Genomic DNA, 22,266 nt, shown 5'->3' with positions numbered 1-22,266 from the left:
GGCGCACGGCAAGCACTTCGCCGACTTCTAACGCCCCGCAAGACGGTGGAACATGTGTGTAAAGCTCGCCGCACCTAAGATTGGGATCAAAAGATTCACCAAAGGGATGGATAGCGGCACTGCCATCAAACAGCCAGCCAGCCAGATCTGGGCGTTGTGGCGTTTGCGCAGAAGATGGGCTTCGTGCCGCCCAATGCGCCGCATGGCGGCCATTGTGAAATACTCGCGTCCCAGAAGGTAGCCGTTCACGGCGTAAAACAGGATCGGTGCAAGCGGGCCGACGAAGAAGAACATTATCAGTGCGATCAGGTTCACGCCCACGATCACCCCGAAGAACCCAAGGCTTTCGCGTACTGCAACCATAAGGGGCTGTTCCGCGTTGGGGGCAAGATGGGGATAGTGCTTGGCCTCGACCGCGTCGGCGACCTCGTCCAGAAACAAGCCTGTAAACGCACCCGCTACGGGCACCATCAGAACAACTGACAAGACGATCATGAAACTCACTCGATTGTTCAAATTTCGATCGTCGCCTAGGTATGTGCTGGCAATCTGAGCATCATCAAAGAACTCTATACATCGACAGACAGGCTGCGTGATTGCGTCAGAAAATGGGTTGTCCGGCCATTGTCTAGGCTAAAACCCGCACCGGATCCCGGCCCTGCATCTAGGATCATCTGAGAGTTTTTCCAAAGCTCCGCGATGGTTGGCGCCGCCCAGATACCGGCGTTGTCTGCCTCGCCCAGTTTGACGTCATTCACGCCAATCATGACGTCAGCTTCGCGAAAACACATGGGCCCGGTGCCATCACAGCACCCGGCCGAGATCTTGAACACAACATCGCCGTGCTCGGCCCGAATTTCTTCAAGCAGTGCCAACGCGGCTTCAGTTACGACAACTTTCTCCACTTCTTCCACCATCGTACGGCTCCTTCTTGGTGAAGTCAGCGTAGTCGGTAAGTGCCACCGGCAATATGCGACCAAAGTCTAGAGGCGTCGGCGCTGAAAACTCATTCGGAAATCGCCGCGTTGTCCTGCGTGGTGATGCTTGTCAGATAGGCAATGATGAAGTCCTGCACCGTGCGATCTTCGATGCCGACATGGCGCATCTTCGTGCCAGGCATGAAGCCGTCATTGTCTTCCATCCACGCGCGCAGCGCGGCAGGTGTCCAGACGATGCCAGAAGCCTCAAGGCTGGTTGAATAGTCATAGTCTTGCACCATACCCGCACCGCGCCCGACGATATTTTCAAGCGGCGGGCCATAGCTGGGACCCGACGCATCCGCGGCATGACACTTGCGGCATTCAGAATTGTACAGCTTTTCACCCGCTTCGACTTTGATCTTCTCGAAGGTGGTGTCTGCTGCTGCAGGGGAAGCTACGAATGCAAGGCAAGCGAAGCTGAGAGTGCGGGCGAGAAATTTCATTTGAGCCTCCGATTTGATGCCCAATGATAGAAGGTGGCTTGGAGGCTCCGTTTGACGCAGGTCAATAAAACACAGGTATCTGTCTACGACTTTAGTCGTAGACAGATACCTGTCGTCACCTATCCGCTGCCTGCTTCCAACTCAGCCAGCTTGGCTTTCAGCGCATCGTTTTCAGCCTGCAACTCAGCCGCATAACTCTCGGTGGCGGCGTTTGCGACATCTACGGGAACAAATGACGGAATGTATTTGGGGCAGTTCCAGTCCATCGCCACAACGTCGACAACCAATAGCCGTTCGGCGGGCGTGCCTTCAGTGGGAAAGTGCTTCAACACATCTGGATCTGCGTCCGCAAGTCGTACCAAGTTTGCGCGCCCTTGAATTTTCATCCGCGCACGACGCATGTAATCCATCAAGAACAACGAAACCCGAGGGTCTTCGGCAACATGTCCCATGGTTAAAAACTGACGGTTGCCTACATAATCAAGGCAAGCAATGCGAGTTGGACCAATCGCTTTAAGGAAACCTGTTGGGCCTCCTCGATGTTGGACATAGGGCCACCCGTCAGGACTTACGCTCGCGATATAGATGCTCTGACGTGATTGAATGAAGGCTACGTCGTCAGGGTTTAGCGCAGACTGTGTACGACGTTGATAGCTTGCCTTGTGTCGGTCATAGAACCCTTCAGCCTTCTGGATTTCGGCAACTTGTCCGCGAAACATCAGATTTGAATAGTCTTCCATTCGAAGGCTCCTTTCAAATGGCGCATGCCTTTAGAATGCAAGCGGATTGTATTTCCAGCTGTCTGCATCTGGTGTGACGCTTTCCAGATCATAGTCATTGTCAATCAGATGCTGCGCGCGTGGCTGGCCTAACTCAGCGGCGGATTCGATCATCTTCCGCCCCTCTTCTTCATTCCGAGCAACCCCGCGTCCGCGCAGCAGGTTCAGGCCGTGATTGAACATGCCGACCTCGCTGCCGGCCTCGGCGGCGCGCCGATCCCATTCGGCGGCGGCCTCTGGATCTTCTGGTCCTGCAAGACCATTGTCAGCCATCCATGACAGCCACGTCATACCCTGCGGGCTTGCGTATTCATCCACGGACCCTTCGAACAGCCTTTTTGCTTCGTCATGCAGTCCGGCTTTCGCTGCGAAATACCCCATCGCGTATTCCATCGGGTGGGCTTCCCCATGTTCAAGCCGCTCCAACGCACCGTGGAGCGTCAGCTCTTCGGGGTTGTGGGTACCAAATTCATCGGACGTCATTTCGCGGTCGTCGGCGCAGGCAGGCCCGGCGACAATCAACAAGACAATGCTGGTCTGTACAAACTTCTTCAGGGTCATCGGTATCTCCTGGCAATCTGCGCCCACCTGTAATGCGTGTTTGAAGCTGCTGACAGTGGGCTGCTTGTAGCACTTCAAGGGTCAGAAACAGACTAACCCGCAAGCGATTTTCAATCCACTTCTTGGATGTCCGACCAAAGTCGGGGGTGTCGAAACCCCTTCCTGGGTCCATGATTTCGCCATCTGAACTTCATTCACCAATCTTGGGAGGAGACGTTATGAATGAGATGGCTCAAGAGGCAGGCACTTTCGCCTCGCCCTTCAAAAGTCGTTACGACAACTTTATCGGCGGCAAGTTTGTTGCACCGGTAAACGGCAAATACTTCGACAATGTGACCCCGATCACCGGCGCTGCTGTTTGCGAAGTGGCACGCTCGGATGCGGCTGATGTCGAACTTGCACTGGATGCAGCCCATGCTGCGAAAGAAGCTTGGGGTCGTACCTCGGCTGCAGAGCGTTCGAACACCCTGCTGAAAATCGCGGACCGGATCGAAGAGAACCTGGAAATCATCGCGACGGCCGAGACATGGGACAACGGTAAACCGATCCGTGAAACCACCGCGGCTGACATTCCGCTTTCGGTTGACCACTTCCGCTACTTCGCAGGCGTTCTGCGCAGCCAGGAAGGCACCATGTCGGAAATCGACGCAGACACGGTTGCCTACCACTATCACGAGCCTCTGGGCGTTGTGGGTCAGATCATCCCTTGGAACTTCTCGATCCTGATGGCGGCTTGGAAACTTGCCCCTGCTCTGGCCGCTGGTAACTGCATCGTGCTGAAACCGGCCGAGCAAACCCCTGCTGCAATCATGGTGCTGATGGAAATCATCGCTGACCTGCTTCCCGACGGCGTCCTGAACATCGTCAACGGCTATGGTGCCGAAGTTGGCGCACCGCTGGCCCGTTCCAGCCGTATCGCCAAGATCGCCTTCACTGGGTCGACCGAAACTGGTCGCCTGATCATGCAAGCCGCAACCGAGAACCTGATCCCGGTCACGCTGGAACTGGGTGGCAAATCGCCCAACATCTTCTTCTCGGACGTTATGGCCGAAGATGATGCGTTCTTGGATAAGGCCGTCGAAGGCTTCGTCCTCTTTGCCTTCAACCAAGGCGAGGTCTGCACCTGCCCCTCGCGTGCGCTGGTTCAGGAAGACATCTATGAAGAGTTCATGGCCCGCTGCATTGAGCGCGTAAAAGCGATCAAACAAGGTGACCCGCGTCTGGGCGACACCATGGTTGGCGCGCAGGCCAGCCAGGAGCAGCAGGACAAGATCATGTCCTACCTGACCATCGGCCGCGAAGAAGGTGCCGAGGTTCTGGTCGGCGGCGATGCTGCCCGTTTCAACGGGGACATCTCGGGTGGGTACTACATCCAGCCGACCATCCTGAAAGGCCACAACAAGATGCGCGTCTTCCAGGAAGAGATCTTTGGTCCGGTTGTGTCGGTCACGACCTTCAAGGACGAAGAAGAAGCACTGCAGATCGCAAATGACACCATGTACGGCCTTGGTGCTGGTGTCTGGTCGCGTGATGCAAACCGCTGCTATCGCTTTGGCCGCGCGATCGAAGCCGGTCGTGTGTGGGTGAACAACTACCACGCCTATCCCGCTCATGCGGCCTTCGGTGGCTACAAGCAGTCGGGTATCGGGCGCGAGACTCACAAGATGATGCTGGATCACTACCAGCAAACGAAGAACGTCTTGATGAGCTACAACCCCAACAAGTTGGGCTTCTTCTAGGATTACTCCCGCTGTGGCAGACCTCAAAACTGCCACAAGAACTGTAAACCCGCCTCTTAACGAGGCGGGTTTTTTCATACTTTAAACGAAGGCTTAGTTTTGAGCGTTTGACCGGCTTGCCAACAGGCCGCCGACAAGTTCCTGCAGATCCTCCACATCCAGTGGTTTGTAGCGCAGGAACACACCTTGCTGGTGCGCTTCGCGCGCAAGCTCGGGCGACCTGTTCGCGGTCAACAAAACACATAGAAGCGGCCCGTGTTTGCCACGCAGATTGCCAATCAAGTCGAGCCCGTTTTCGTCGTCGTCCAGATGGTAATCAACAAGAAAGATATCAGGCAAAATTCCAAGCTCAGCGATCTGAGCCTCGGCCTCTTCCAGGGACGCAGCGATCAATGGCGCTGCCCCCCACATCTCTAGCACCCGTTCCATGGCGTCTTGCACGGTCGGGTCGTTTTCAATCACCATGATCAATGCGTTCTTAAGCGACACCGGGATATCCCGGCTGGGCTGCACAGTCTCGACGGCCAACTCTTCTTGTTCCGCAAGCGGAAGCGAAACGCGAATGGATGTGCCCGACCCAACGGTCGAGATCAATTCCAGATCATGCTCCAACATCCCGCAGGCACGTTCCACAATTGCAAGCCCCAACCCCATCGCAGATTCCGTTGCCTGGCTGGGATTGGACCTGTGAAATTCCGTGAACACCAGTTCCTGTTCTTCAGGGGAAATCCCGATGCCGGTATCGATGACATAGACGTCGATACGTTCCCCCCGGTGGCGTGCACCTACAAGAACGCGACCTTCGTTCGTGTAACGGATCGCGTTTGAAACGAGGTTTTGCAAAATACGGCGAAGGTAAACCGGATCAGACTTCACACGGACCGAGGTGGGTACAACGGACAGTTCAAGACCCTTCGCGGCGGCTGCACCTGAAAACTCTTCCAGCAAGCGTTCGAAGATTTGAGCCAACGAAAACTCCGAGACATTCAGCACTGCCTGCCCGGAATCAAGTTTCGAGATGTCCAGAAGCGCGCCCAATATTGTCTCGACCGAGTGAAAGCTTTGTGAAATCCGCCCCACGATAGAGCTCTGTTTGGGATCAAGTGCTGTGTGCTCCAAGGACGAGATGAACAGCTTGGCGGCGTTCACGGGCTGCAACAGATCGTGGCTGGCCGCTGCAACAAATCGCGACTTCGAGGCGTTGGCGCGTTCTGCTAAATCTCGTGCTGTCCGAAGCTCGTCCGTTCTTTCAACAACGCGCTGTTCAAGCGTTTCATTGACCTGATGCAGATCCTTGTAGGTCTGCCGCAGTTTCGTGACGTCGTTGAAAGACACAAGGAATGACCCATCTGCCATTTCTTGCCCGACAACATCGTATTGGAAGCCATTCACGGCCTCCAATTCACAACGCAGGATTTCGCGGTTCTTGTGGATCGATGCCCAATCGAAGACGACTTGTGGCTGGCTTTCAGGGGTGAACACCACACCGGGCTCGAAGAGCCGCTCAAACCGGGCCAAACGCATTCCGGCGCGTGCAAGTCGGCGGTGAATCTTAAGAATTTCAATGGCCGGATCATTCCACTCGATCAGTTTTCGATCCGCGTCAAAAATCAAAACGCCCTGTTCGATATGCTCAAGCGTCGCTTTAACGATCTTAGCTTGTCGATCCAGAATCTTGGCGCGTTCTTCGCGTTCCAGCCGCGTGTGGTCGGTGATGTCGGTTTGTAGTACAATCGTACCGCCATCCGGCGTGTTCTGCTCACTGATCTGCAGCCAAAGATCGTCTTTAAGCTCAAGCGTAAAGTTCACAGATTTGCTTTTGTGTACCACAATGCGCTGGTTCACCCAGTCTTCCACTGACATGCCGCCGGGGCGCACGATATGGACGCTTCCTGCCGTCAGACGAAGGTAGTTTTCAAAGCTGATGCCGCGTTTTATCTCGCCAACGACATCTGGGAACATGGTCGAAAACCGCGAGTTCTTCATCACCAGTGTCTCGCTGGCGTCGAAAATCGCAAAGCCTTCCTGGATTGTCTCAACGGCTGACGACAGATCTTGTCGTGCTTTCTCTGCCTCGCGCTGAGCGGCAGCAAGCTGTGCGTTGGTGGCGTGAAGAACGTCCAGCGCCTCCTCAAGCTTGCTGGTGCGTTGCTGGACTTCGCCTTCCAGCGCTATCGCGCGCTCGAAATGCATATACCCTTTCGCGCTGTCGACAGTCGCCCGTTCCACACGTGACATCAGCTTGTCGACAATGACCTTGAGCTTCTCATTTTCACGCTCAAGGCTGTCGGTTGCCTTCAAAAGGCCATCTGTCGAATGCGGGTCACTCATGGTCAGGTGGATAGATCGCTATTCCTGTAAGGGTTTGGTTTACATGCAGCATATTGTGCTGTTCGCCATAGGTTGAGAACCCTACGACGCGATGTTTTCTTAGCTCAGAAGACATGTTGATGACCTCTTGCTTCTGCTCGGCCTCAAGCCGCCTAAGGATGCAGTCGCACGCAAAAATCAAATCCGGTTCCCGGTCCGCTGAGAGTTTATCGAGCACCTCTTTCAAGTGTTCCGAGATATTTCTGGCTTTTGCAACCGTCAGCACCATCCCTTCGTCAATCGATGCGAAAAACCGGAGATGCCCATTTTCTTCGACACGCTGGATCGCGCGTACGTGGTGTTGGTCGCCCACAGAAACGACGATCGGATGCGAGGCAAAGATGAAGGGCGACAGTTGATTGGGGTCAATGCCCACAATCCGCGCATATTCTGGGGCGGCGGGCTCCGCGTTGATCTCGGTCACAAGGCGCTTCTCAGGGATTGCGCCGGTCACGACCAAGCGTTTTTCCGAGGACTCAAAGTGGTCTTCTCGGAACACCTCGAACCGGCAATCGCTGCGGACGACCAGTACGATTGCGGCCTTATTGCGGACCTGTCCGTTATAGAAAACTGGCGCGCTTTCAAACCGCAATCCGTCACCCGACGATCCTCCGAACAATTGGGTCGATCCAAGCGCCGTAGAGATGTTCAGAACGAATGCGTCTTCGCGGCGTGACAGGCCATCCACCAGAAGAAACGCGAACTCGTGCTTGAAATCATGGCGCTGCGCCTGCGCGTCGTGGCGAAGTGCCAGAACTTCGCGGCCTATCGCAACCTCGTCCGGGTCATCAAGGGCTTCAAACATTCGCGCACTCGCGGCGAAATGTGATTGCGGGAAGCCAAGCGCGACAATCCTGTTCTCGCTATAGCCTTCGTCGCAAATCTCGCCTGCCGTGCGTGCGCCCAAGATATGCGGGGCATTCAAATGAGTTTGTAGTTCTGCTGTGAAGCCTTCCAGTTCAACATCAGGCGAAGCCATAACGATAATGCAGGCATAGGGGTTGTCTCCCAATGCCTCGACCAGCTTTCCAGCTGGATCCGTTTCAGCCAATAAGTCGACTGATACGGTCACGACGATAGGCGCGTCAGACTCGCTCAATCAGTTTCCCTCCCTGGAAATCTAGCTTTCGCCAGTTTCCCCCGTTAGCGAAACATAGCTGACTTTTTTTGCGAGTAATACAGCTTGTGTACGGTTTTGAACCCCAAGCTTGCGCATGATTGCAGTCAAATGCGCTTTCACCGTCGTTTCGGCGATGGAAAGGTCATATGCAATCTGCTTGTTAAGCTTGCCTTCGCAGATCAGGTTCAGAATGACCGACTGCTGAGGCGTGAGACTCGAAAGCTTCTCGACCACGTCCTGGTTTTCCTGCGACAGGAAATCCCCCTGCGGTGCAACGAAGTCTTCGGGTGTATAGATTTCCCCATCCGCGACGATCTGGAATGCGCGGACAAGTTCATCGCGTGGGCTGCCTTTGGGAACGAACCCAACTGCCCCTGAATCAAGAACGCTTGAAGTCACACGATTGTCCGACATCGACGAAACCACGACGATCTTAGCGTCAGGCACAGCCGAACGCAGCCGGATCAAGCCATCAACACCATCTACGTCCGGAAGGTTCAAATCCAGTACGATAAGGTCTGGCGGGGTGTCCGAAACACGCTTCAGCGCATCTTTAAGCGTTGCGGCGGTCTGGATCAGTGGCGCGTCAAAAATTTCCCCAACCGTCATGGCCATCGCGTCGCAAAACAACGGGTGATCGTCGATCAACAACAATCTTAGTTCGCTTGTGTCACCGAAACTCGGCATGACGACCTCGGCCATTTTCATTTTCGCCTCTAATCTAATAACGAAAGTGCAGAGCCCACAAGGCGCGGGCTCTGCAAAGTTTGACTTAGGTCAGTTAATGGTCGGGACTTTAAAGACCCAGACCGAGCCACCTTGGTTCAGGAAGTTGACCTTCTTGGCTACCTCGCCGCCCCAAAGCGGAACCGCGCCACCCCAGCCAGAGGCCACAGCGACATACTGTTCGCCATCCTGATCCCAGGTGATGGGCTGACCAACGATGCCCGAGCCGGTTTGGAACTTCCACAGTTCCTCGCCCGTGTCGGCGTCGAAGGCTTTCAGATAGCCCTCAGGCGTGCCAGTGAAGACAAGGCCACCTGCGGTGGTCATCACACCAGCCCAAAGAGGCGCATCGTTCTTGTATTCCCATTTGACGTCTCCGGTGTTCGGGTCGATCGCCTTAAGGGAACCAATGTAGTCCTCAAAGATCGGTTTGATGGTAAAGCCGGACCCAAGATAGGCCGCGCCTTCCTTATAGCTGACTGGCTCGTTCCAGATGTCCATGCCCCATTCGTTTGAAGGAACATAGAACAGTCCGGTGTCTGGGCTGTGCGCCATAGGCATCCAGTTCTTACCACCCAGGAAGGACGGAACCGAGAACACAACGTCGCCTTTGCCGCCGTCAGCCGCGTCGGCAGGGTTGCCGGGGCGGTTTTCCTCGTTGAACACCGGACGACCGTTTTCGTCGATCCCTGATGCCCAGCTGATGTCCTTCACGAAAGGAGAGGCCGAAACAAAGGCACCGTCATCACGGTTCAGAACATAGAAGAACCCGTTACGGTCTGCCGTTGCGTAGCGTTTGTTGCCTTCCGCATCAACGAACGGAACAACTTCGTTCACGCCGTCAAAATCCCAGCCTTCGCGTGGTGTGGTCTGATAGTGCCACTTGATCTCGCCCGTTGCAGGGTCGATCCCGATACGCGACGCGGCATAGAGGTTGTCGGCAGATCCGTCTTTGGTGTCGCCGGCACCGCGCAGCCACGAGTTCCAGGGTGCGGGGTTACCTGCGCCGAATACAAGCGTGTCTGTATCGGCGTCGTACGAGCCGCCAAGCCACGTTGCGCCGCCGCCGGTTTTCCAAAGATCGCCGGGCCAGGTCGCGTTCAACTCGCCGGTCATGGTGCTTTCTTCGCCGTTCAGCGTACCCATGTGACCTTCGATCACGGGGCGGGTCCAAACCACGTCACCGGTTTCAGCGTCACGTGCTTGCACCTCTCCGATGATGCCAAACTCGCCGCCCGAGTTGCCGGTGATGACAAGCCCATTCACGATCAGCGGAGCCGCAGTATAAGAATAACCCGCCTTGTAATCAGCGATCTTGTCTTTCCAGACAACGTCACCGGTTTTCAGGTCCAGCGCGACGATCCGTGCATCCAACGTGCCGAAATAGATCTTGTCGCCATAGATGGCACCACCGCGGTTGATCACGTCACAGCAGGGCAGAATGCCTTCGGGCAAACGAGCGTCGTATTGCCAGATCTCTTCGCCGGTTTTCACATCGACTGCGTACATTCGCGAATACGAGCCGGTCACATACATAATGCCGTCATAGATCAGCGGCTGGGATTCTTGCCCGCGCTGTTTCTCGCCGCCCATCGAGAAGGCCCAGGCCGGAACCAGGTTCTTCACATTGTCTTTGTTGATTTGATCCAATGGGCTGTAGCGCTGTTGATGACGCCCCATCCCGTTGCTCACGATCTGTGTGGTGATATTTTGATCGTTGGCGATGTCCTCTTCGGTCACCCCCGCGATCGACGCCGTTGCTGCGAATACCATCGCAGACGTCGCCAGTAGCAATTTTTTCATCGTGTCCTCCCATTCCGAGACGACAGAAACTCCAGATTCCTGTCGCTCAAAAAGGTCGCGGAAAGTGAGCCGGAAAGGTATTGCCAATTGGTCGTATAGGAGATGCGACCCCTGATTGCCTACGCTGCTTACAAACAGGGAGGACTGTTATGTTCAGATTCAAGAAGGCCGCGTTCAGCGCGGTATTTGCCTGTGTCGCACAGGTAGCTTTGGCGGCAGATCTGCCTGTCATCAAGCTTGGTGCCTTGTCGTTTGGCACGGTGAACTGGGAACTCGACACGATCAAGCATAACGGTCTCGACGTGGCGAACGGCTTCACGCTCGAAGTCGTCCCGATGGGCGGCGGCAACGCATCAGACATCGCTTTCCTTGGGGGCGAGATCGACGTGATGGTGTCGGATGTTGTTTGGGCTGCGCGTCAGCGTGCTGAAGGGCGCGACCTGAAGTTCATTCCTTATTCCACCGCCGTAGGCGGCATCATGGTGAAGCCAGAAAGCGGCATCGCCGATCTGGCAGGCCTGCAAGGCAAAAAGGTTGGTATTGCTGGTGGTCCGCTGGACAAAAGCTGGCTGATCCTGAAGGCCTATGCTGAAAAGACGGGTGGCTTGGATCTTGAGGACATGACCAGTCAGGAATTTGGCGCGCCACCGCTCATGTTCAAATCCGCGCTGACCGGTGAAGTCGACGCAGTGATCAACTTCTGGCACTTCCAAGCGAAGGCCAAGGCCGCGGGTCTGGTCGAAATCATCTCGGTCCAAGAAGCCGCCGAAACGCTTGGCCTCAGCACAACGACGCCGCTGCTGGGTTACATCGTAAACGGCGACATGGACCCCAAATTGTCGGAGGCGCTTTACGCCGCATCACGCGCAGCCAAGGACATTCTGCGCAGCGATGCTGCAGCCTGGGAAGTCGTGCGGCCGCGCATGAAACCCAAGAACGAAGCTCAGTTCGAGGCGCTAAAAGCCGGGTTCATTGCCGGCATCCCCGCCGGAACCGAGATCGACACCGATGCGGTTCAGGACATGTTGCAGCTTATGGGCGAACTTGGTGGTGAAGATCTTGTCGGCAAAGCCACATCTCTTCCAGCCGGGTTGTTCATCGGCAGCTGACGCAGACAATGCGCCGCAACACGGGCATACGCATTTTTTCCTTAGGGCTGTTCCTACTTTTCTGGAACGGCCTTTCGGTCTTGTTGGGGGATCAGCAGGTTCTGCCGTCCCCGTTGCAGGTCTTTCACGAAATGAGCGTGCTGTGGCAGCAAGGCAAACTGCAGGAAAACTTGGTTGCAACCGCCTGGCGCGTGGCTGCGGCCTTCGGGTTGGCAATGCTGATCGGCGGCGCGTTTGGCTATGCCATGGGTCGATCAGACGGGCTGGACGCCTGGCTTGATCCGTGGCTGATCATCTTCCTAAACCTGCCAGCGCTTGTCCTGATTGTCCTGTGTTACCTTTGGGTGGGCCTGAACGAGTTTGCAGCCGTGCTGGCCGTCACGCTCAGCAAAGTGCCGATGACCACCACAATCATCCGCGAAGGCGCACGCAACTCGTCATCTGCGCTGCGTGATCTGGCAAGCGTTTATCGGCTCTCACTGCTGACCAAGCTTCGCCATATCGTGCTGCCGGAACTGTTTCCGCACATCGTTTCTGCGGCGAGAACCGGGTTTTCCGTCATTTGGAAGATCGTGCTGGTGGTTGAGTTTCTGGGTCGCCCAAACGGCATCGGTAGACAGATTCACACGCAGTTCTCACTTTTCGACGTGACGGGTGTTCTGGCTTATGCGCTCAGCTTCGTTATCTGCATCCTGTTCATTGAATTTGCGATCATGCAGCCCAGCGAAAAGCGGGTCGGGAGGTGGCGAGTCGATGCTGAAGCTTGACCTTCACCGCAAGTCCTTCGCGGGTCACACTGTTTTGGAAGACGTCCATCTGGACCTGAAACAAGGTGAGCGGGTCGCGATTTTTGGCCCCTCTGGCGTGGGTAAAACCACCTTGCTTCGGATTATTGCTGGGCTGGACAAGCGATTTGTGGGCACCCGCGAGGCTCCCGATGAAATTGCTTTGATGTTTCAAAACCCGACCTTGCTGGAGTGGCGCACGACCAAAGAGAACCTTCAGATATTCCATCCCGCTTCGGATGAACAAGACATACAAGCGGCCCTCTCCCAAGTTGGTCTGCAAGACAAAGCGGATCACTATCCGCGTCAGCTCTCCGTCGGACAACAGCGGCGTTTGGCGCTGGCGCGGTGTTTTTTAACTCCAACGCCGCTGGTGCTGCTTGACGAACCATTTACCTCACTCGATCAGAGCCTAAGGCAAGAGATGCTGACGCTTACACGCGCGTTTTTAGATAAAACCGGAAGCGCGTTGGTGCTTGTAACCCATGCTCAGGACGAAGCCGAGGCGCTTGGGGCAAAATACTACGAGCTGCGAAATGCACCCCAGAACGGCGTGGAGTTTGCCGCGCTGTGACCAATTCCGGCATCATCCACGGCCTGTTCCGCGCCACCCTAGCAGCGTTATTTCTGGCTGTGGGGGTTCAATGGGCGGCTGCCGATCTGGTCGACGAAGCCGAGTTGCGGGATGCCGTGATCGCACCCTATAGCCTTGGCGAACCGACAGATATCGAAGGGGTCTGGGAACTGCTGAACGGCAGCGGGGCACGCGGGGGATACGTCATTCAATCCGAAGCCATATCACCACTTCCCGGGTTTTCAGGGGCTGCGATCAACATCATGGTCTTGTTGGACATGGATGGCGGATTCATCGACGTGAAACTGCTGAATCAAAGCGAACCCATTTTCGTGTCGGGTCTGGGCGAAGCACCATTCCGTCAATTCCTTGAGCAATACCGCGGCCTCTCTATCAACACCCCGATCACCATCGGCACCAACTATGGGTCGGCCGGCGGTGGATCGCTGGTCTATCTGGACGGTGTGACCAAAGCGACAGCATCGGTCAGGATCGCGCATGAAAGTATCATGGCCGCCGCTCGCGAAGTGGCTCGCGAGAAACTGAAAGGCATCGCCCGGCCACAAGAAAAAGTGGTTCTGAAACCTGATCAGGATCTCGACTTCACGTGGCAAGAGCTGGTTGATCAAGGACTGGCAAGGCATGTGGTGACCACGCATGGCGAAGTGCGAGCCGAGTTTGCAGGCACAACATGGCAAAGTGACGACCCCCACCCTGACGCAGCCGACAGCGACCCCTTCATTGACCTTTGGATCGTAGACGTGACAGCACCTTCGGTCGCGCGCGCGGTCATGGGCAACCGGATGCTGCGCGACTGGGAGCGGCTGGCAAGAATCTCGCCCGATGACCAGACCTTGCTTCTGATCGAAGCCGGGGACCACGGCTTGGTATCAGAGGATTTCGTCAGAAACACTGCGCCCGCTTGGATCGAGGCCACACAAGACGAGTTTCCGGTTTCCGCCATGGATGCGGACCTTCTGATCGATCTGAAAAAGGATGTCCCGGATGGGAAGGCAATGGTGCTGCGGCTGGACCGCCGTCTGGGTTTCAACCCGGTGCGGGATTGGCAGCTTACCCTGCTGGCAATTCGTCAACACGGGATGCTTCAGCCAGAAATGGGACAAGCGCGTTTCAGTTGGACGGTCAGCGCGGATGAACGGTTCTTTGATGTGCTGACGCCGCCCAAGCCTTTGTCACCGTTCGAAAGCGCATTGGTGAACCGTCGCGGAGACTTGTTGATATTGGGAGCGTTCGTGGCATTGATCTTTGCGATCATGGCATTCAATCGACGTTTCGTGAGACGTCCTGAATATCGGCTGGTGCGCTATGGCGTTCTTGCCATGACATTGGGGTTCGTCGGCTGGTGGGGTCAGGGGCAACTCTCGATCTTGACACCGATTGCAACGCTTTCCGCCGCGCTGGCCGGAAAGTCCCTCAGCTTCCTGCTCTACGACCCGTTTTCTCTCGTGATCTGGATTGCCGCGATCATTGGTTTTTTCATTTGGGGTCGTGCGCTTTTTTGCGGCTGGCTGTGCCCCTTCGGTGCGATGCAGGAATTTGTAGGAGCGATCGCCAAGCGGTTGGGCGTCCGACAGTTGACGGTCTCGGGTAGATGGGACCGGCGTTTGAAGCTTTTGAAGTACCTCATGCTCGCAGGTTTGGTCGTGACACTGTTCTATCGCCCGGAACACGTTGAAATCGCTGCCGAGGTCGAACCATTCAAAACAGCCATTTCGGTCTTCTTCCAGCGGGAATGGTACTATGTGTTCTATGCCGTAATCTGCCTGTTTGCGTCAGCGGTCGTGTTCAAAGCCTATTGCCGTTACCTCTGCCCCCTTGGTGCGCTTATGGCAATCGGCGGCTGGTTGCGGCTGACCCCGTGGATCGCGCGCCGGGCGGACTGCGGATCACCCTGCCAGCTGTGCAAAGTCAAATGCGAGTACAAGGCTATCAAACCATCGGGTAAGATCGACTATTCCGAGTGCTTTGGCTGTCTGGATTGCGTCGACATCTATGAAGACCGCAACAAGTGTGTGCCGCTTATCGTGACCGACAAGAAAAGGGCGCGGGCGTCATGATGCAGCGAAGAAATGTCTTAAAGATCGGTGCAGCTGCATTGGGCGCAATGGCCTTTGCCCGGTATACCCCCAGTCGGCGCGAATGGCGCGGGCGTGGCTTCGGGGCGGATCTGTCGGTGGTGTTTCACGATGGCAGTGAAGACCATGAGCGCATTTTTTCAGCGATTGAAACCGAAGTGGAACGGCTGGAACAAGTGTTCAGCCTGTTCCGTCCAAGCTCGGCTATTTCGCGGTTAAACCGGGACGGCGAATTGCACAACCCGCCGAAAGATCTGGTTGCACTGCTCGAGATGTCCAAACGCGTCTGGACCGCGACCGATGGGGTCTTCGACCCGACCGTTCAATCAGTCTGGCAAGACGGGCACGCACAGAAAGGCACTATCGCTGGCTTTGACACGGTCGACGTGCGAAGCGATCTGATCCGGTTTGAAAAGCCGGGTACGGCCCTCACGCTGAACGGCATTGCGCAGGGCTATGCAAGCGATCAGCTGTCTCGTCTTTTGCAGCACTGGGGACATGCAGCTCATCTCGTTAACCTTGGTGAGTTTGCAGCAGGCGACGGTGATTGGAGAATAGGTATCGAAAACAGCGAAGCGCAACGTTTGACGCATACAGATCTAAGTAATCTGGGGCTTGCAACCAGTGCGCCGGGCGCGATGAAACGCGCCAATGGGCAGACCCATATCGTGCATCCGTTTGGAAAGGCTCCGGTTTGGAAAACCGTCACGGTTCAGGCGCAGACCTCGGCGCTTGCAGACGCCTATTCAACCGCGCTTTCGCTTGTCCCACACGCGAAGATCGAAACGATGGATCTGGCTGCAATGGGCATTACCAAGGTCTGGCTGGAAAACCCAAAGGGCGCGGTGATCCAGCTGGGCTAGTGCCTAGTAGTCCGGGGCCGCGTAGCTGACCCCGTATTGCTCGAATATTGCAGTGATCCGACCGTCGGCGAGCGCATCTGCAATCGCGTAATCGGCAGCATAGGACAGCTCGCGGAAATTGTGACGCACTGCAATCCCAAGCGTCCACGTATTGAGCGCGAAGTTCACAAGCGGCGGCGTGGCCACGGCGATCTCATCGCTTTGGTCGAGATGCTCCAGAATGGTCTTCACACCCATGACCGCGTCAACCTCGCCGGTGCCCATCGCAGCAAATGCGTCTTCATGGCTGGGATAATGACGAATGTTCGAAAGCAACATGCCACCATTGAAATTCGAGAGATAGAAATCCGATATCGTGTGGTTCTCGACGCCTACTTTGTGGAAACGGTAATAGGGTGTGGTGGGCGGATCATCGGGGAACACGTCGATGCGATAGGCGGTCGCCAATGTCTCGTTAAAATACTGACCGTTCAGGACCACCAGCTCGTTGCGACACTGCAAATCCTTGCTGTACGGCACGTGCATCATGATGTTCGACACCTGCCCGCCAATCAGTGGTCCCTTCCAGATCTGATTGCGCAGATCCGCGTCTACATTCTCGTCGGCCGCGATGAAGTTGAAACGCGCCTCGACACCGATGTCTTCGGCGATGATGCGAGCGATTTCGATGTCGATACCCTTGGGTTCACCGCCATCCTCCCACGAGAACGGCGCAAAGTCTTTGTAGACGGCGAATGTCAGGAACCCACGGTCAAGGATCGTGTCAAAGTCCTGGCCAACATCGATCCGTGTGTCCGAGCGTTTCGGGATCACATCGTCATATCCCTTGGCCAGATCCTCACATCTTGCCAGCGCATGTCCGGTGGTGCCGGCCAGCAGGCCGAGCACCAATGCGATATGGACACCCAAACGCAACGCGATCAATTCGCCGCCGACAGGCCGATGGTCAGAAGCTCGGCTGCCTTTGCAAAGCTGCCAGCGCTGCCATCAAGTGCAATCGCTGCGCGGGACACGGCGGATTCAGCCACCGGAGCGTCTGAACCGGTTTCGGCAGAAGCGTTGATGTCGGACAGTTCGGCCCGAAGCGCATCCACATCATCACTCAGGGACGCCGCATCAGCGCCACCTTCGACCTCGGTTGCGCGGTCTTTCAGCAGATCGCGGATTGCAGACAGGCGGGTCTGATGGTCGTCAAAAGCCCCGTCATCCGGGCGGGTTTCAACGTAGGTGCGGATCGCCCAAGCGGCTTCTTGGCCCAGAAGGTCCCCGAAAGCAGGCATCTTGGTGATCCCGTTCTGGGTCATGCCGTGGCGGAAACGCTCGAGATACCATTCGTCTCCGTCCCAATCGGCGCTCAGGTAACGCAGATCAGGAGCAAGCCCGCCGGACACGACTTCCAAGCCATGGCAACGTGCACAGTTCTGGTTATAGCCCGACGCGCCAATATCAATCGCGGTTTGCCAGTTTTCGCCCGCCGGATCACGCCAAGGGTTTTCCTCTAGCCATTCTTCTCCCAGACTGGGAAGCGCAGATGTGTCGACGGCCTGTGGGGCAACGTCGCCATGGGCAAAGGCAGCGGCGGCGGCCAGAATGAACGGTGGCACAAGCATCCGTGTCGAGAGTTTCATTGTGTCTCCTCCAAGCTTTTGAAACTTTCTAAATGGCTTGCTGCGACCGCACTATTCGACCTTTGTCCAACTACTCGAACGTCTAGTAATCGCAGACACTCTATTTCTAGGGAGGATCAGATGACGCGTTTGTTGAAATCATTTGTGTTTGCACTGGCCGTTGGACTGCTCGCCGCGACCACTGGTGTTGCGGACGACAAGCGCAATATCGATGTGCTCTATCTCAGGATTGCCACTCCGGAACGTCCCGTCTTGTCAAATCTTGATCCGATCCCTGAAGACCTGGGCCTTGCAGGTGCCAATCTGGCCATAGCAGACAACAATACCACCGGCGGTTTCATGGGATATCAATTCGTCATGGAAACGGTCGATCTGGGCGAAGGCGATCTGGAGGCAGCGCAGTCGGCTTTGCAGGGCAGCGCCGCGCCCTATGTGCTGCTGGATATGAGTGCCGACGAAATGACCAGCCTTGTGGACGGAAACGAAGCGCGGCTCTTTTTCAACATTCGGTCTTATGACGACAAATTGCGCGGCGAAGACTGCCGTGCCACGCTTCTCCACACATTGCCAAGCTATGCGATGCGAACAGACGCGCTGATGCAGTTCGTGTTGAAGAAACGATGGAACAATCTGGCGCTCGTCACCGGGGCCGCTTCTGAAGATGCCATGTTCGCTGATGCGTTGCGCAAATCATCGCGCAAATTTGGCCTGAGCATCGCAGTAGAAGAACCTTGGGTTCTCGACGGTGACCTGCGCAGGCAGGCAGGCGCGGAAGTGCACCTGCTGACGCAAAAGCTCGGAGACTACGACGTGCTTTTCGTCGCGGATGAACACAATGATTTCGCGCGCTATCTGGCCTACAACACATGGGAACCGCGCCCTATTCTGGGCGGTGACGGCTTGCGTGCCACAGGCTGGAACCGGGTAAATGAACAATGGGGGGCAGCCCAACTGCAAAGCCGCTTCCGCGATCTGTCTGGCCGGGACATGCAGGATGTGGACTATGCTGCCTGGGTGGCATTGCGGGCTGTGGACGAGGCCCAACTTAGAACGAACTTCGCAGAGATCGACGGGATCCGGTCCTTCCTCTTGGACGGAATCGAACTGGCCGGGTTCAAGGGACGCCCCCTGTCCTTCCGCAACTGGAATGGCCAGATGCGTCAACCCATCGGCCTGACCCATGCCTCGGCTTTGGTCGCGATGGCCCCGCTTGAGGGATTCCTGCATGCCAGAAACGAACTGGACAGCCTTGGCGCTGACGAACCGGAAAGCCAATGCACAGCATTCGGAGAATAAAGCTATGAGATTGAACACCTGCTTGGCGGCTTTGATCGCCCTGATGCCTGCCACGGCCTTCAGCGACGAGATCTGGGTCTCGAACGAGAAAAGCGACACGGTTTCCGTGATCAACGTTGATACGTTGGAAGTCGTCAAGGAATACGAAGTTGGCGAACGTCCGCGCGGCATCCTGTTCTCGAACGACTTCAAATACCTCTACATCTGCGCATCGGATTCTGACTCGGTTCAGGTGCTTGATGTTGAAGCCGGCAAGATCATTCACGATCTGCCGTCTGGCGAAGACCCCGAGCAATTCGCGCTTCACCCCAATGGTAAGCTGCTTTACATCGCCAATGAAGACGATGCCGTGACCACCGTTGTCGACACCGAAACCCATCACGTGATCGCGCAGATCAACGTTGGCGTCGAGCCCGAGGGGATGGCAGTCAGCCCAGATGGTAAAACGACGATCACCACGTCGGAAACCACCAATATGGCGCATTGGATCGACACGGAAACCAACAGTATCTACGCCAACACGTTGGTCGATGCCCGCCCGCGCCATGCCGAATTCACCGATGATGGATCCAAGCTTTGGGTCAGTTCAGAAATCGGCGGGACCGTGGCTGTTTTCAACACATCCGACCAAAGTCAAATCGCCAAGATCGAATTCGAGATCACCGGCGTTCACCCCGATAAGATTCAGCCTGTTGGGGTCGAGCTGAATGCGGATAACAGCCTTGCCTATGTGGCGCTTGGTCCGTCCAATCACGTCGCCGTGGTCGATACAGCGACGTACGAGGTGCTGGACTATGTGCTCGTGGGTCGCCGCGTCTGGCACATGGCGTTTTCGCCAGACGGCACGAAACTGTTCACGACCAATGGTGTCTCGGGCGACGTCAGCGTCGTCGATCTTGCCACCAACAAAGCCATCAAATCCATCAAAGTCGGCCGCTTCCCTTGGGGCGCGGTTGCACGCCCGACCAACTAAGGAATCAAAAATGAAAATAGCAATCTTTCTCGCGAGCCTGCTGGCTGCAAGTACCGCGTTCGCAGATAACGATGATGATCTGGGATTGGCCGGGCTGTTGTCGGGCTCCAACAAGGTTGACTTGCCCGAAGTCATTCTCTCCGTCGGAGAACCGTTGGCCGATGCTCCTTGGGAATTGAAATCCGGCAAGTATTACGAAGTCGAGTTCACCGCAGATGGGTCGGGCGAAATCGGTCTGGCCGGGAACGATTTCTTCCGCGCGATCTGGGTGGACGAAGTCGTCATCGAAGGGTTGGAAATCCGCCCTTACGCGCTACACTCGATCGAGTTTGACGACGCGGGCACGATGGAAATTGGCTTCGTCGCGATCAAACCCGGCAAATACGAGCTGCGCATTCCGGGCAGCACCGGTGAAAGCCAGGCGATACAGATCGAGATTGAATGACAGACGCAGTGACCCTTGAAACCGTGGATCTGAGCTATGGGCCGCGCAAGGTTCTGTCTCAGTTTTCACTGCAATTGGCTCAAGGGTCATTTACAGCTCTTCTCGGCCCTAATGGGGCCGGGAAATCGTCGATCTTCAACCTGATCGCAGGGCTTTTACTGCCTGATCGCGGTGACGTCCGGGTGATGGGGCAATCCATGTCACAAACGCGCGCGGGGTTGCGTGACGTGGGGATGGTGTTCCAACAATCGGCCTTAGATCTGGAACTCTCCGTTTCTCAGAACCTGCGTTACTTTGCGGGGCTGCACGGAATGAAGAACCCTGACGACCGGATCGAAAAGCTTCTTACGCAGTTCGGTCTTGAAGGGCGCGAGAAAAGCTCGGTACGTGATTTGAATGGCGGCCATCGTCGCCGGCTTGAGATCGCACGCGCATTGTTGCCCAACCCCAAGATCCTGCTGCTGGACGAGCCAACAACCGGGCTTGATCCCGCCTCGAAGCAAGCCATCGTTGACGCGGTGCATGGCATGAGCGCGCAGGGTGTGACCGTCCTGTGGATCACCCATTTGCTTGATGAGCTTTGGCCAGAGGATGACGTGATCGTTCTGCAATCAGGTCAGATCGCAAGTCGCGGCGCATTCGCCGAACTTGGAGGTGCAGAAGGGCTGGCACGGCACTATGCGGGCAGCGAAAGGCCGCAGCTATGATGATCTGTCTGAAAGCCATCATCATCCGCGAGCTTCTGCGGTTCCTGCACCAGCGCGAACGATTTCTTGCAGCACTTGTTCGGCCCTTGGTCTGGCTTTTCATTTTCGGCGCAGGGTTTCGGGCGGCACTTGGCCTGTCGATCATCCCGCCCTACGAAACCTATATCCGGTATGAGACCTATATCGTCCCCGGCCTGTGCGCGATGATCGTGCTGTTCAACGCGATGCAGTCCTCGCTTTCAATGGTCTATGACCGGGAAATGGGGTCTATGCGGCTTTTACTGACCGCACCTGTACCGCGGTGGTGGATCCTTTTGGCAAAGCTTCTAGCGAGTGCTTTCGTGTCGGTCCTGCAATGCGTCGTTTTTCTGGCCATCGCTTGGGTATTTGATATCCGAATGCAGTTCAGCGGTTATTTGGCAGTATTGCCTGCCCTGTTCCTTGTTGGGTTGATGCTAGGCGCCATGGGGCTATTTTTGTCCGCAATGATCCGCAGACTTCAGAATTTCGCCGGCGTCATGAACTTCGTCATCTTCCCGATGTTCTTCCTGTCCACCGCGCTTTATCCCCTTTGGCAGATGCAGGAAAACGCGCCTTACATCGCGGCGGTGGTGGTTTGGAACCCGTTCACATACGCGGTCGAGCTGATCCGTTTCGCGTTGTACCTGAGACTGGAATTCATCGCATTGTTGTGGGTGTGCCTATGTACAGCAGGCTTCTTTCTGCTGAGCCTGTGGGGGTACGATCCAAGAAAATCGTTTTTACGGGCAAAAGTTGGCTAGGTATGGCTTGCTTGGACCTGCCTGCTAAGAAAGGCTGTATCCTATTGAGATGAACATTGTTTGATCCGCCAGCGAATTGTCTTGCCGTTTCGCATTATGTGCGCTCGCCAGACATCAGAATTGCGCACGCAACGATAAGCCGCCATTGGGCAGCCGAACAGCAGCTTTCGAAAAAATCCCTGACGGCCGTCAAGGGTCACGTGATACCGGGAATGTCAGCTTCAGTCCTTTATTTCCCTTAGTGTACCACGCTGCATCCGGAATTACGGGCTCATTCTGACCAATGCTGCATCGAGAATGTAAGGCTGGTTATCCTGCTACATGACAGCGCGCCACCGTTGCATTGGCAGCATGTTTTTGCGCTCAAAGCTGACCTCTATCAGCTGTCTGAGGGCGCACGGCAAGCACTTCGCCGACTTCTAACGCCCCGCAAGACGGTGGAACATGTGTGTAAAGCTCGCCGCACCTAAGATTGGGATCAAAAGAT

The 22,266-nt window shown here is 55.9% G+C and carries 21 protein-coding genes and 1 pseudogene; 11 read left to right on the top strand and 11 right to left on the bottom strand.

Translation table 11 applies throughout. The features are described from left to right. Positions 1 to 27: 27 nt before the first annotated feature. From MWU55_RS00110 to MWU55_RS00090, 5 genes and pseudogenes are all read right to left on the bottom strand, one after another. Positions 28 to 495: pseudogene (locus MWU55_RS00110) on the bottom strand (EI24 domain-containing protein); the annotation flags it as partial. A gap of 74 nt (positions 496 to 569) precedes the next feature. Then, on the bottom strand, positions 570 to 917 hold the full coding sequence (locus tag MWU55_RS00105) for a DUF779 domain-containing protein (RefSeq protein ID WP_246933590.1): 348 nt from the start codon (positions 915 to 917) through the stop codon (positions 570 to 572). Between the two features lie 89 nt (positions 918 to 1,006). Beyond that, the gene (locus MWU55_RS00100) at positions 1,007 to 1,423 is read right to left on the bottom strand and encodes a c-type cytochrome (RefSeq protein ID WP_246933589.1); all 417 of its coding nucleotides are present in this window, start codon (positions 1,421 to 1,423) and stop codon (positions 1,007 to 1,009) included. Between the two features lie 119 nt (positions 1,424 to 1,542). Further along, positions 1,543 to 2,163, bottom strand: a complete 621-nt coding sequence (locus tag MWU55_RS00095; protein ID WP_246933587.1) for a pyridoxamine 5'-phosphate oxidase family protein — start codon at positions 2,161 to 2,163, stop codon at positions 1,543 to 1,545. Between the two features lie 30 nt (positions 2,164 to 2,193). Next, positions 2,194 to 2,763 carry a sel1 repeat family protein gene (locus MWU55_RS00090; RefSeq protein WP_246933586.1) on the bottom strand — a complete coding sequence of 190 codons (570 nt, stop codon included), beginning with the start codon at positions 2,761 to 2,763 and terminating at the stop codon, positions 2,194 to 2,196. A gap of 218 nt (positions 2,764 to 2,981) precedes the next feature. Here MWU55_RS00090 and adh point away from each other — a divergent pair, with 218 nt between their 5' ends. Beyond that, positions 2,982 to 4,502 carry an aldehyde dehydrogenase gene (gene adh / locus MWU55_RS00085; RefSeq protein ID WP_246933584.1) on the top strand — a complete coding sequence of 507 codons (1,521 nt, stop codon included), beginning with the start codon at positions 2,982 to 2,984 and terminating at the stop codon, positions 4,500 to 4,502. Positions 4,503 to 4,595: 93 nt separating this feature from the next. Here adh and MWU55_RS00080 read toward each other — a convergent pair whose 3' ends face one another. The 4 genes from MWU55_RS00080 to MWU55_RS00065 all read right to left on the bottom strand — a co-directional run bounded on the left by MWU55_RS00080 (position 4,596) and on the right by MWU55_RS00065 (position 10,521). Further along, the gene (locus MWU55_RS00080) at positions 4,596 to 6,833 is read right to left on the bottom strand and encodes a PAS-domain containing protein (protein WP_246933582.1); all 2,238 of its coding nucleotides are present in this window, start codon (positions 6,831 to 6,833) and stop codon (positions 4,596 to 4,598) included. After that, positions 6,826 to 7,971 (bottom strand): FIST N-terminal domain-containing protein, encoded by a 1,146-nt coding sequence (locus tag MWU55_RS00075; RefSeq protein ID WP_246933580.1) that lies wholly within the window; start codon positions 7,969 to 7,971, stop codon positions 6,826 to 6,828. The genes MWU55_RS00080 and MWU55_RS00075 overlap by 8 nt, the downstream gene beginning before the upstream one ends. A 21-nt stretch (positions 7,972 to 7,992) precedes the next feature. After that, positions 7,993 to 8,700, bottom strand: coding sequence for a response regulator transcription factor (locus MWU55_RS00070; RefSeq protein WP_246933578.1), 708 nt, complete (start codon positions 8,698 to 8,700; stop codon positions 7,993 to 7,995). Positions 8,701 to 8,769: 69 nt separating this feature from the next. Further along, the gene (locus tag MWU55_RS00065) at positions 8,770 to 10,521 is read right to left on the bottom strand and encodes a PQQ-dependent methanol/ethanol family dehydrogenase (RefSeq protein WP_246933576.1); all 1,752 of its coding nucleotides are present in this window, start codon (positions 10,519 to 10,521) and stop codon (positions 8,770 to 8,772) included. 149 nt (positions 10,522 to 10,670) lie between these two features. Here MWU55_RS00065 and MWU55_RS00060 point away from each other — a divergent pair, with 149 nt between their 5' ends. Genes MWU55_RS00060 through MWU55_RS00040 form a run of 5 tightly spaced genes read left to right on the top strand, consistent with a single transcriptional unit; the run spans position 10,671 to position 15,948 of the window. After that, the gene (locus MWU55_RS00060; RefSeq protein ID WP_246933574.1) at positions 10,671 to 11,630 is read left to right on the top strand and encodes an ABC transporter substrate-binding protein; all 960 of its coding nucleotides are present in this window, start codon (positions 10,671 to 10,673) and stop codon (positions 11,628 to 11,630) included. Positions 11,631 to 11,638: 8 nt separating this feature from the next. Further along, a complete protein-coding gene (locus tag MWU55_RS00055; protein ID WP_246933572.1) occupies positions 11,639 to 12,397 on the top strand; it encodes an ABC transporter permease in 759 nt (252 codons plus the stop codon). Next, a complete protein-coding gene (locus tag MWU55_RS00050) occupies positions 12,384 to 12,989 on the top strand; it encodes an ATP-binding cassette domain-containing protein (protein ID WP_246933570.1) in 606 nt (201 codons plus the stop codon). Before MWU55_RS00055 ends, MWU55_RS00050 begins: the two co-directional genes overlap by 14 nt. Continuing rightward, positions 12,986 to 15,067 carry a 4Fe-4S binding protein gene (locus MWU55_RS00045; protein WP_246933569.1) on the top strand — a complete coding sequence of 694 codons (2,082 nt, stop codon included), beginning with the start codon at positions 12,986 to 12,988 and terminating at the stop codon, positions 15,065 to 15,067. Before MWU55_RS00050 ends, MWU55_RS00045 begins: the two co-directional genes overlap by 4 nt. Further along, positions 15,064 to 15,948, top strand: a complete 885-nt coding sequence (locus MWU55_RS00040; RefSeq protein WP_246933567.1) for an FAD:protein FMN transferase — start codon at positions 15,064 to 15,066, stop codon at positions 15,946 to 15,948. Before MWU55_RS00045 ends, MWU55_RS00040 begins: the two co-directional genes overlap by 4 nt. A gap of 3 nt (positions 15,949 to 15,951) precedes the next feature. On the opposite strand, the gene MWU55_RS00035 is transcribed toward MWU55_RS00040, so the two are convergent. Next, positions 15,952 to 16,857 (bottom strand): transporter substrate-binding domain-containing protein, encoded by a 906-nt coding sequence (locus MWU55_RS00035; protein ID WP_246933566.1) that lies wholly within the window; start codon positions 16,855 to 16,857, stop codon positions 15,952 to 15,954. Between the two features lie 11 nt (positions 16,858 to 16,868). Continuing rightward, a complete protein-coding gene (gene pedF, locus MWU55_RS00030; protein WP_246933565.1) occupies positions 16,869 to 17,576 on the bottom strand; it encodes a cytochrome c-550 PedF in 708 nt (235 codons plus the stop codon). 120 nt (positions 17,577 to 17,696) lie between these two features. Here pedF and MWU55_RS00025 point away from each other — a divergent pair, with 120 nt between their 5' ends. From MWU55_RS00025 to MWU55_RS00005, 5 genes are read left to right on the top strand one after another with little or no spacing between them, the layout of a single operon-like run. Next, entirely contained in the window at positions 17,697 to 18,872 is a 1,176-nt protein-coding gene (locus MWU55_RS00025) for an ABC transporter substrate-binding protein (RefSeq protein ID WP_246933564.1), read from the top strand. Between the two features lie 4 nt (positions 18,873 to 18,876). After that, a complete protein-coding gene (locus tag MWU55_RS00020; protein WP_246933563.1) occupies positions 18,877 to 19,845 on the top strand; it encodes a YVTN family beta-propeller repeat protein in 969 nt (322 codons plus the stop codon). 10 nt (positions 19,846 to 19,855) lie between these two features. Then, positions 19,856 to 20,290 (top strand): hypothetical protein, encoded by a 435-nt coding sequence (locus MWU55_RS00015; protein ID WP_246933562.1) that lies wholly within the window; start codon positions 19,856 to 19,858, stop codon positions 20,288 to 20,290. After that, the gene (locus MWU55_RS00010) at positions 20,287 to 20,997 is read left to right on the top strand and encodes an ATP-binding cassette domain-containing protein (RefSeq protein WP_246933560.1); all 711 of its coding nucleotides are present in this window, start codon (positions 20,287 to 20,289) and stop codon (positions 20,995 to 20,997) included. Before MWU55_RS00015 ends, MWU55_RS00010 begins: the two co-directional genes overlap by 4 nt. Further along, positions 20,994 to 21,779: an ABC transporter permease gene (locus tag MWU55_RS00005; protein WP_246933559.1), complete on the top strand. Its 786-nt coding sequence runs from the start codon at positions 20,994 to 20,996 to the stop codon at positions 21,777 to 21,779. The genes MWU55_RS00010 and MWU55_RS00005 overlap by 4 nt, the downstream gene beginning before the upstream one ends. The last annotated feature ends 487 nt before the right edge of the window (positions 21,780 to 22,266 follow it).

This window comes from Aliiroseovarius sp. F20344 (genome assembly GCF_023016155.1).
Taxonomy (GTDB): Bacteria; Pseudomonadota; Alphaproteobacteria; order Rhodobacterales; family Rhodobacteraceae; genus Aliiroseovarius.
Note: the sequence above shows the minus strand (reverse complement) of the source record. Positions and strands in the feature narration are given on the sequence as shown.

Bases quoted from the DNA above. Each gene is read 5' to 3' on its own strand.
- MWU55_RS00095 (WP_246933587.1), bottom strand. From the start codon at position 2,163: ATGGAAGACTATTCAAATCTGATGTTTCGCGGACAAGTTGCCGAAATC.
- pedF (WP_246933565.1), bottom strand. From the start codon at position 17,576: ATGAAACTCTCGACACGGATGCTTGTGCCACCGTTCATTCTGGCCGCC.
- MWU55_RS00070 (WP_246933578.1), bottom strand. From the start codon at position 8,700: ATGAAAATGGCCGAGGTCGTCATGCCGAGTTTCGGTGACACAAGCGAA.
- MWU55_RS00100 (WP_246933589.1), bottom strand. From the start codon at position 1,423: ATGAAATTTCTCGCCCGCACTCTCAGCTTCGCTTGCCTTGCATTCGTA.
- MWU55_RS00065 (WP_246933576.1), bottom strand. From the start codon at position 10,521: ATGAAAAAATTGCTACTGGCGACGTCTGCGATGGTATTCGCAGCAACG.
- MWU55_RS00080 (WP_246933582.1), bottom strand. From the start codon at position 6,833: ATGAGTGACCCGCATTCGACAGATGGCCTTTTGAAGGCAACCGACAGC.
- MWU55_RS00090 (WP_246933586.1), bottom strand. From the start codon at position 2,763: ATGACCCTGAAGAAGTTTGTACAGACCAGCATTGTCTTGTTGATTGTC.
- MWU55_RS00025 (WP_246933564.1), top strand. From the start codon at position 17,697: ATGACGCGTTTGTTGAAATCATTTGTGTTTGCACTGGCCGTTGGACTG.
- MWU55_RS00060 (WP_246933574.1), top strand. From the start codon at position 10,671: ATGTTCAGATTCAAGAAGGCCGCGTTCAGCGCGGTATTTGCCTGTGTC.
- MWU55_RS00010 (WP_246933560.1), top strand. From the start codon at position 20,287: ATGACAGACGCAGTGACCCTTGAAACCGTGGATCTGAGCTATGGGCCG.
- MWU55_RS00050 (WP_246933570.1), top strand. From the start codon at position 12,384: ATGCTGAAGCTTGACCTTCACCGCAAGTCCTTCGCGGGTCACACTGTT.
- adh (WP_246933584.1), top strand. From the start codon at position 2,982: ATGAATGAGATGGCTCAAGAGGCAGGCACTTTCGCCTCGCCCTTCAAA.
- MWU55_RS00055 (WP_246933572.1), top strand. From the start codon at position 11,639: ATGCGCCGCAACACGGGCATACGCATTTTTTCCTTAGGGCTGTTCCTA.
- MWU55_RS00015 (WP_246933562.1), top strand. From the start codon at position 19,856: ATGAAAATAGCAATCTTTCTCGCGAGCCTGCTGGCTGCAAGTACCGCG.
- MWU55_RS00105 (WP_246933590.1), bottom strand. From the start codon at position 917: ATGGTGGAAGAAGTGGAGAAAGTTGTCGTAACTGAAGCCGCGTTGGCA.
- MWU55_RS00020 (WP_246933563.1), top strand. From the start codon at position 18,877: ATGAGATTGAACACCTGCTTGGCGGCTTTGATCGCCCTGATGCCTGCC.
- MWU55_RS00040 (WP_246933567.1), top strand. From the start codon at position 15,064: ATGATGCAGCGAAGAAATGTCTTAAAGATCGGTGCAGCTGCATTGGGC.
- MWU55_RS00005 (WP_246933559.1), top strand. From the start codon at position 20,994: ATGATGATCTGTCTGAAAGCCATCATCATCCGCGAGCTTCTGCGGTTC.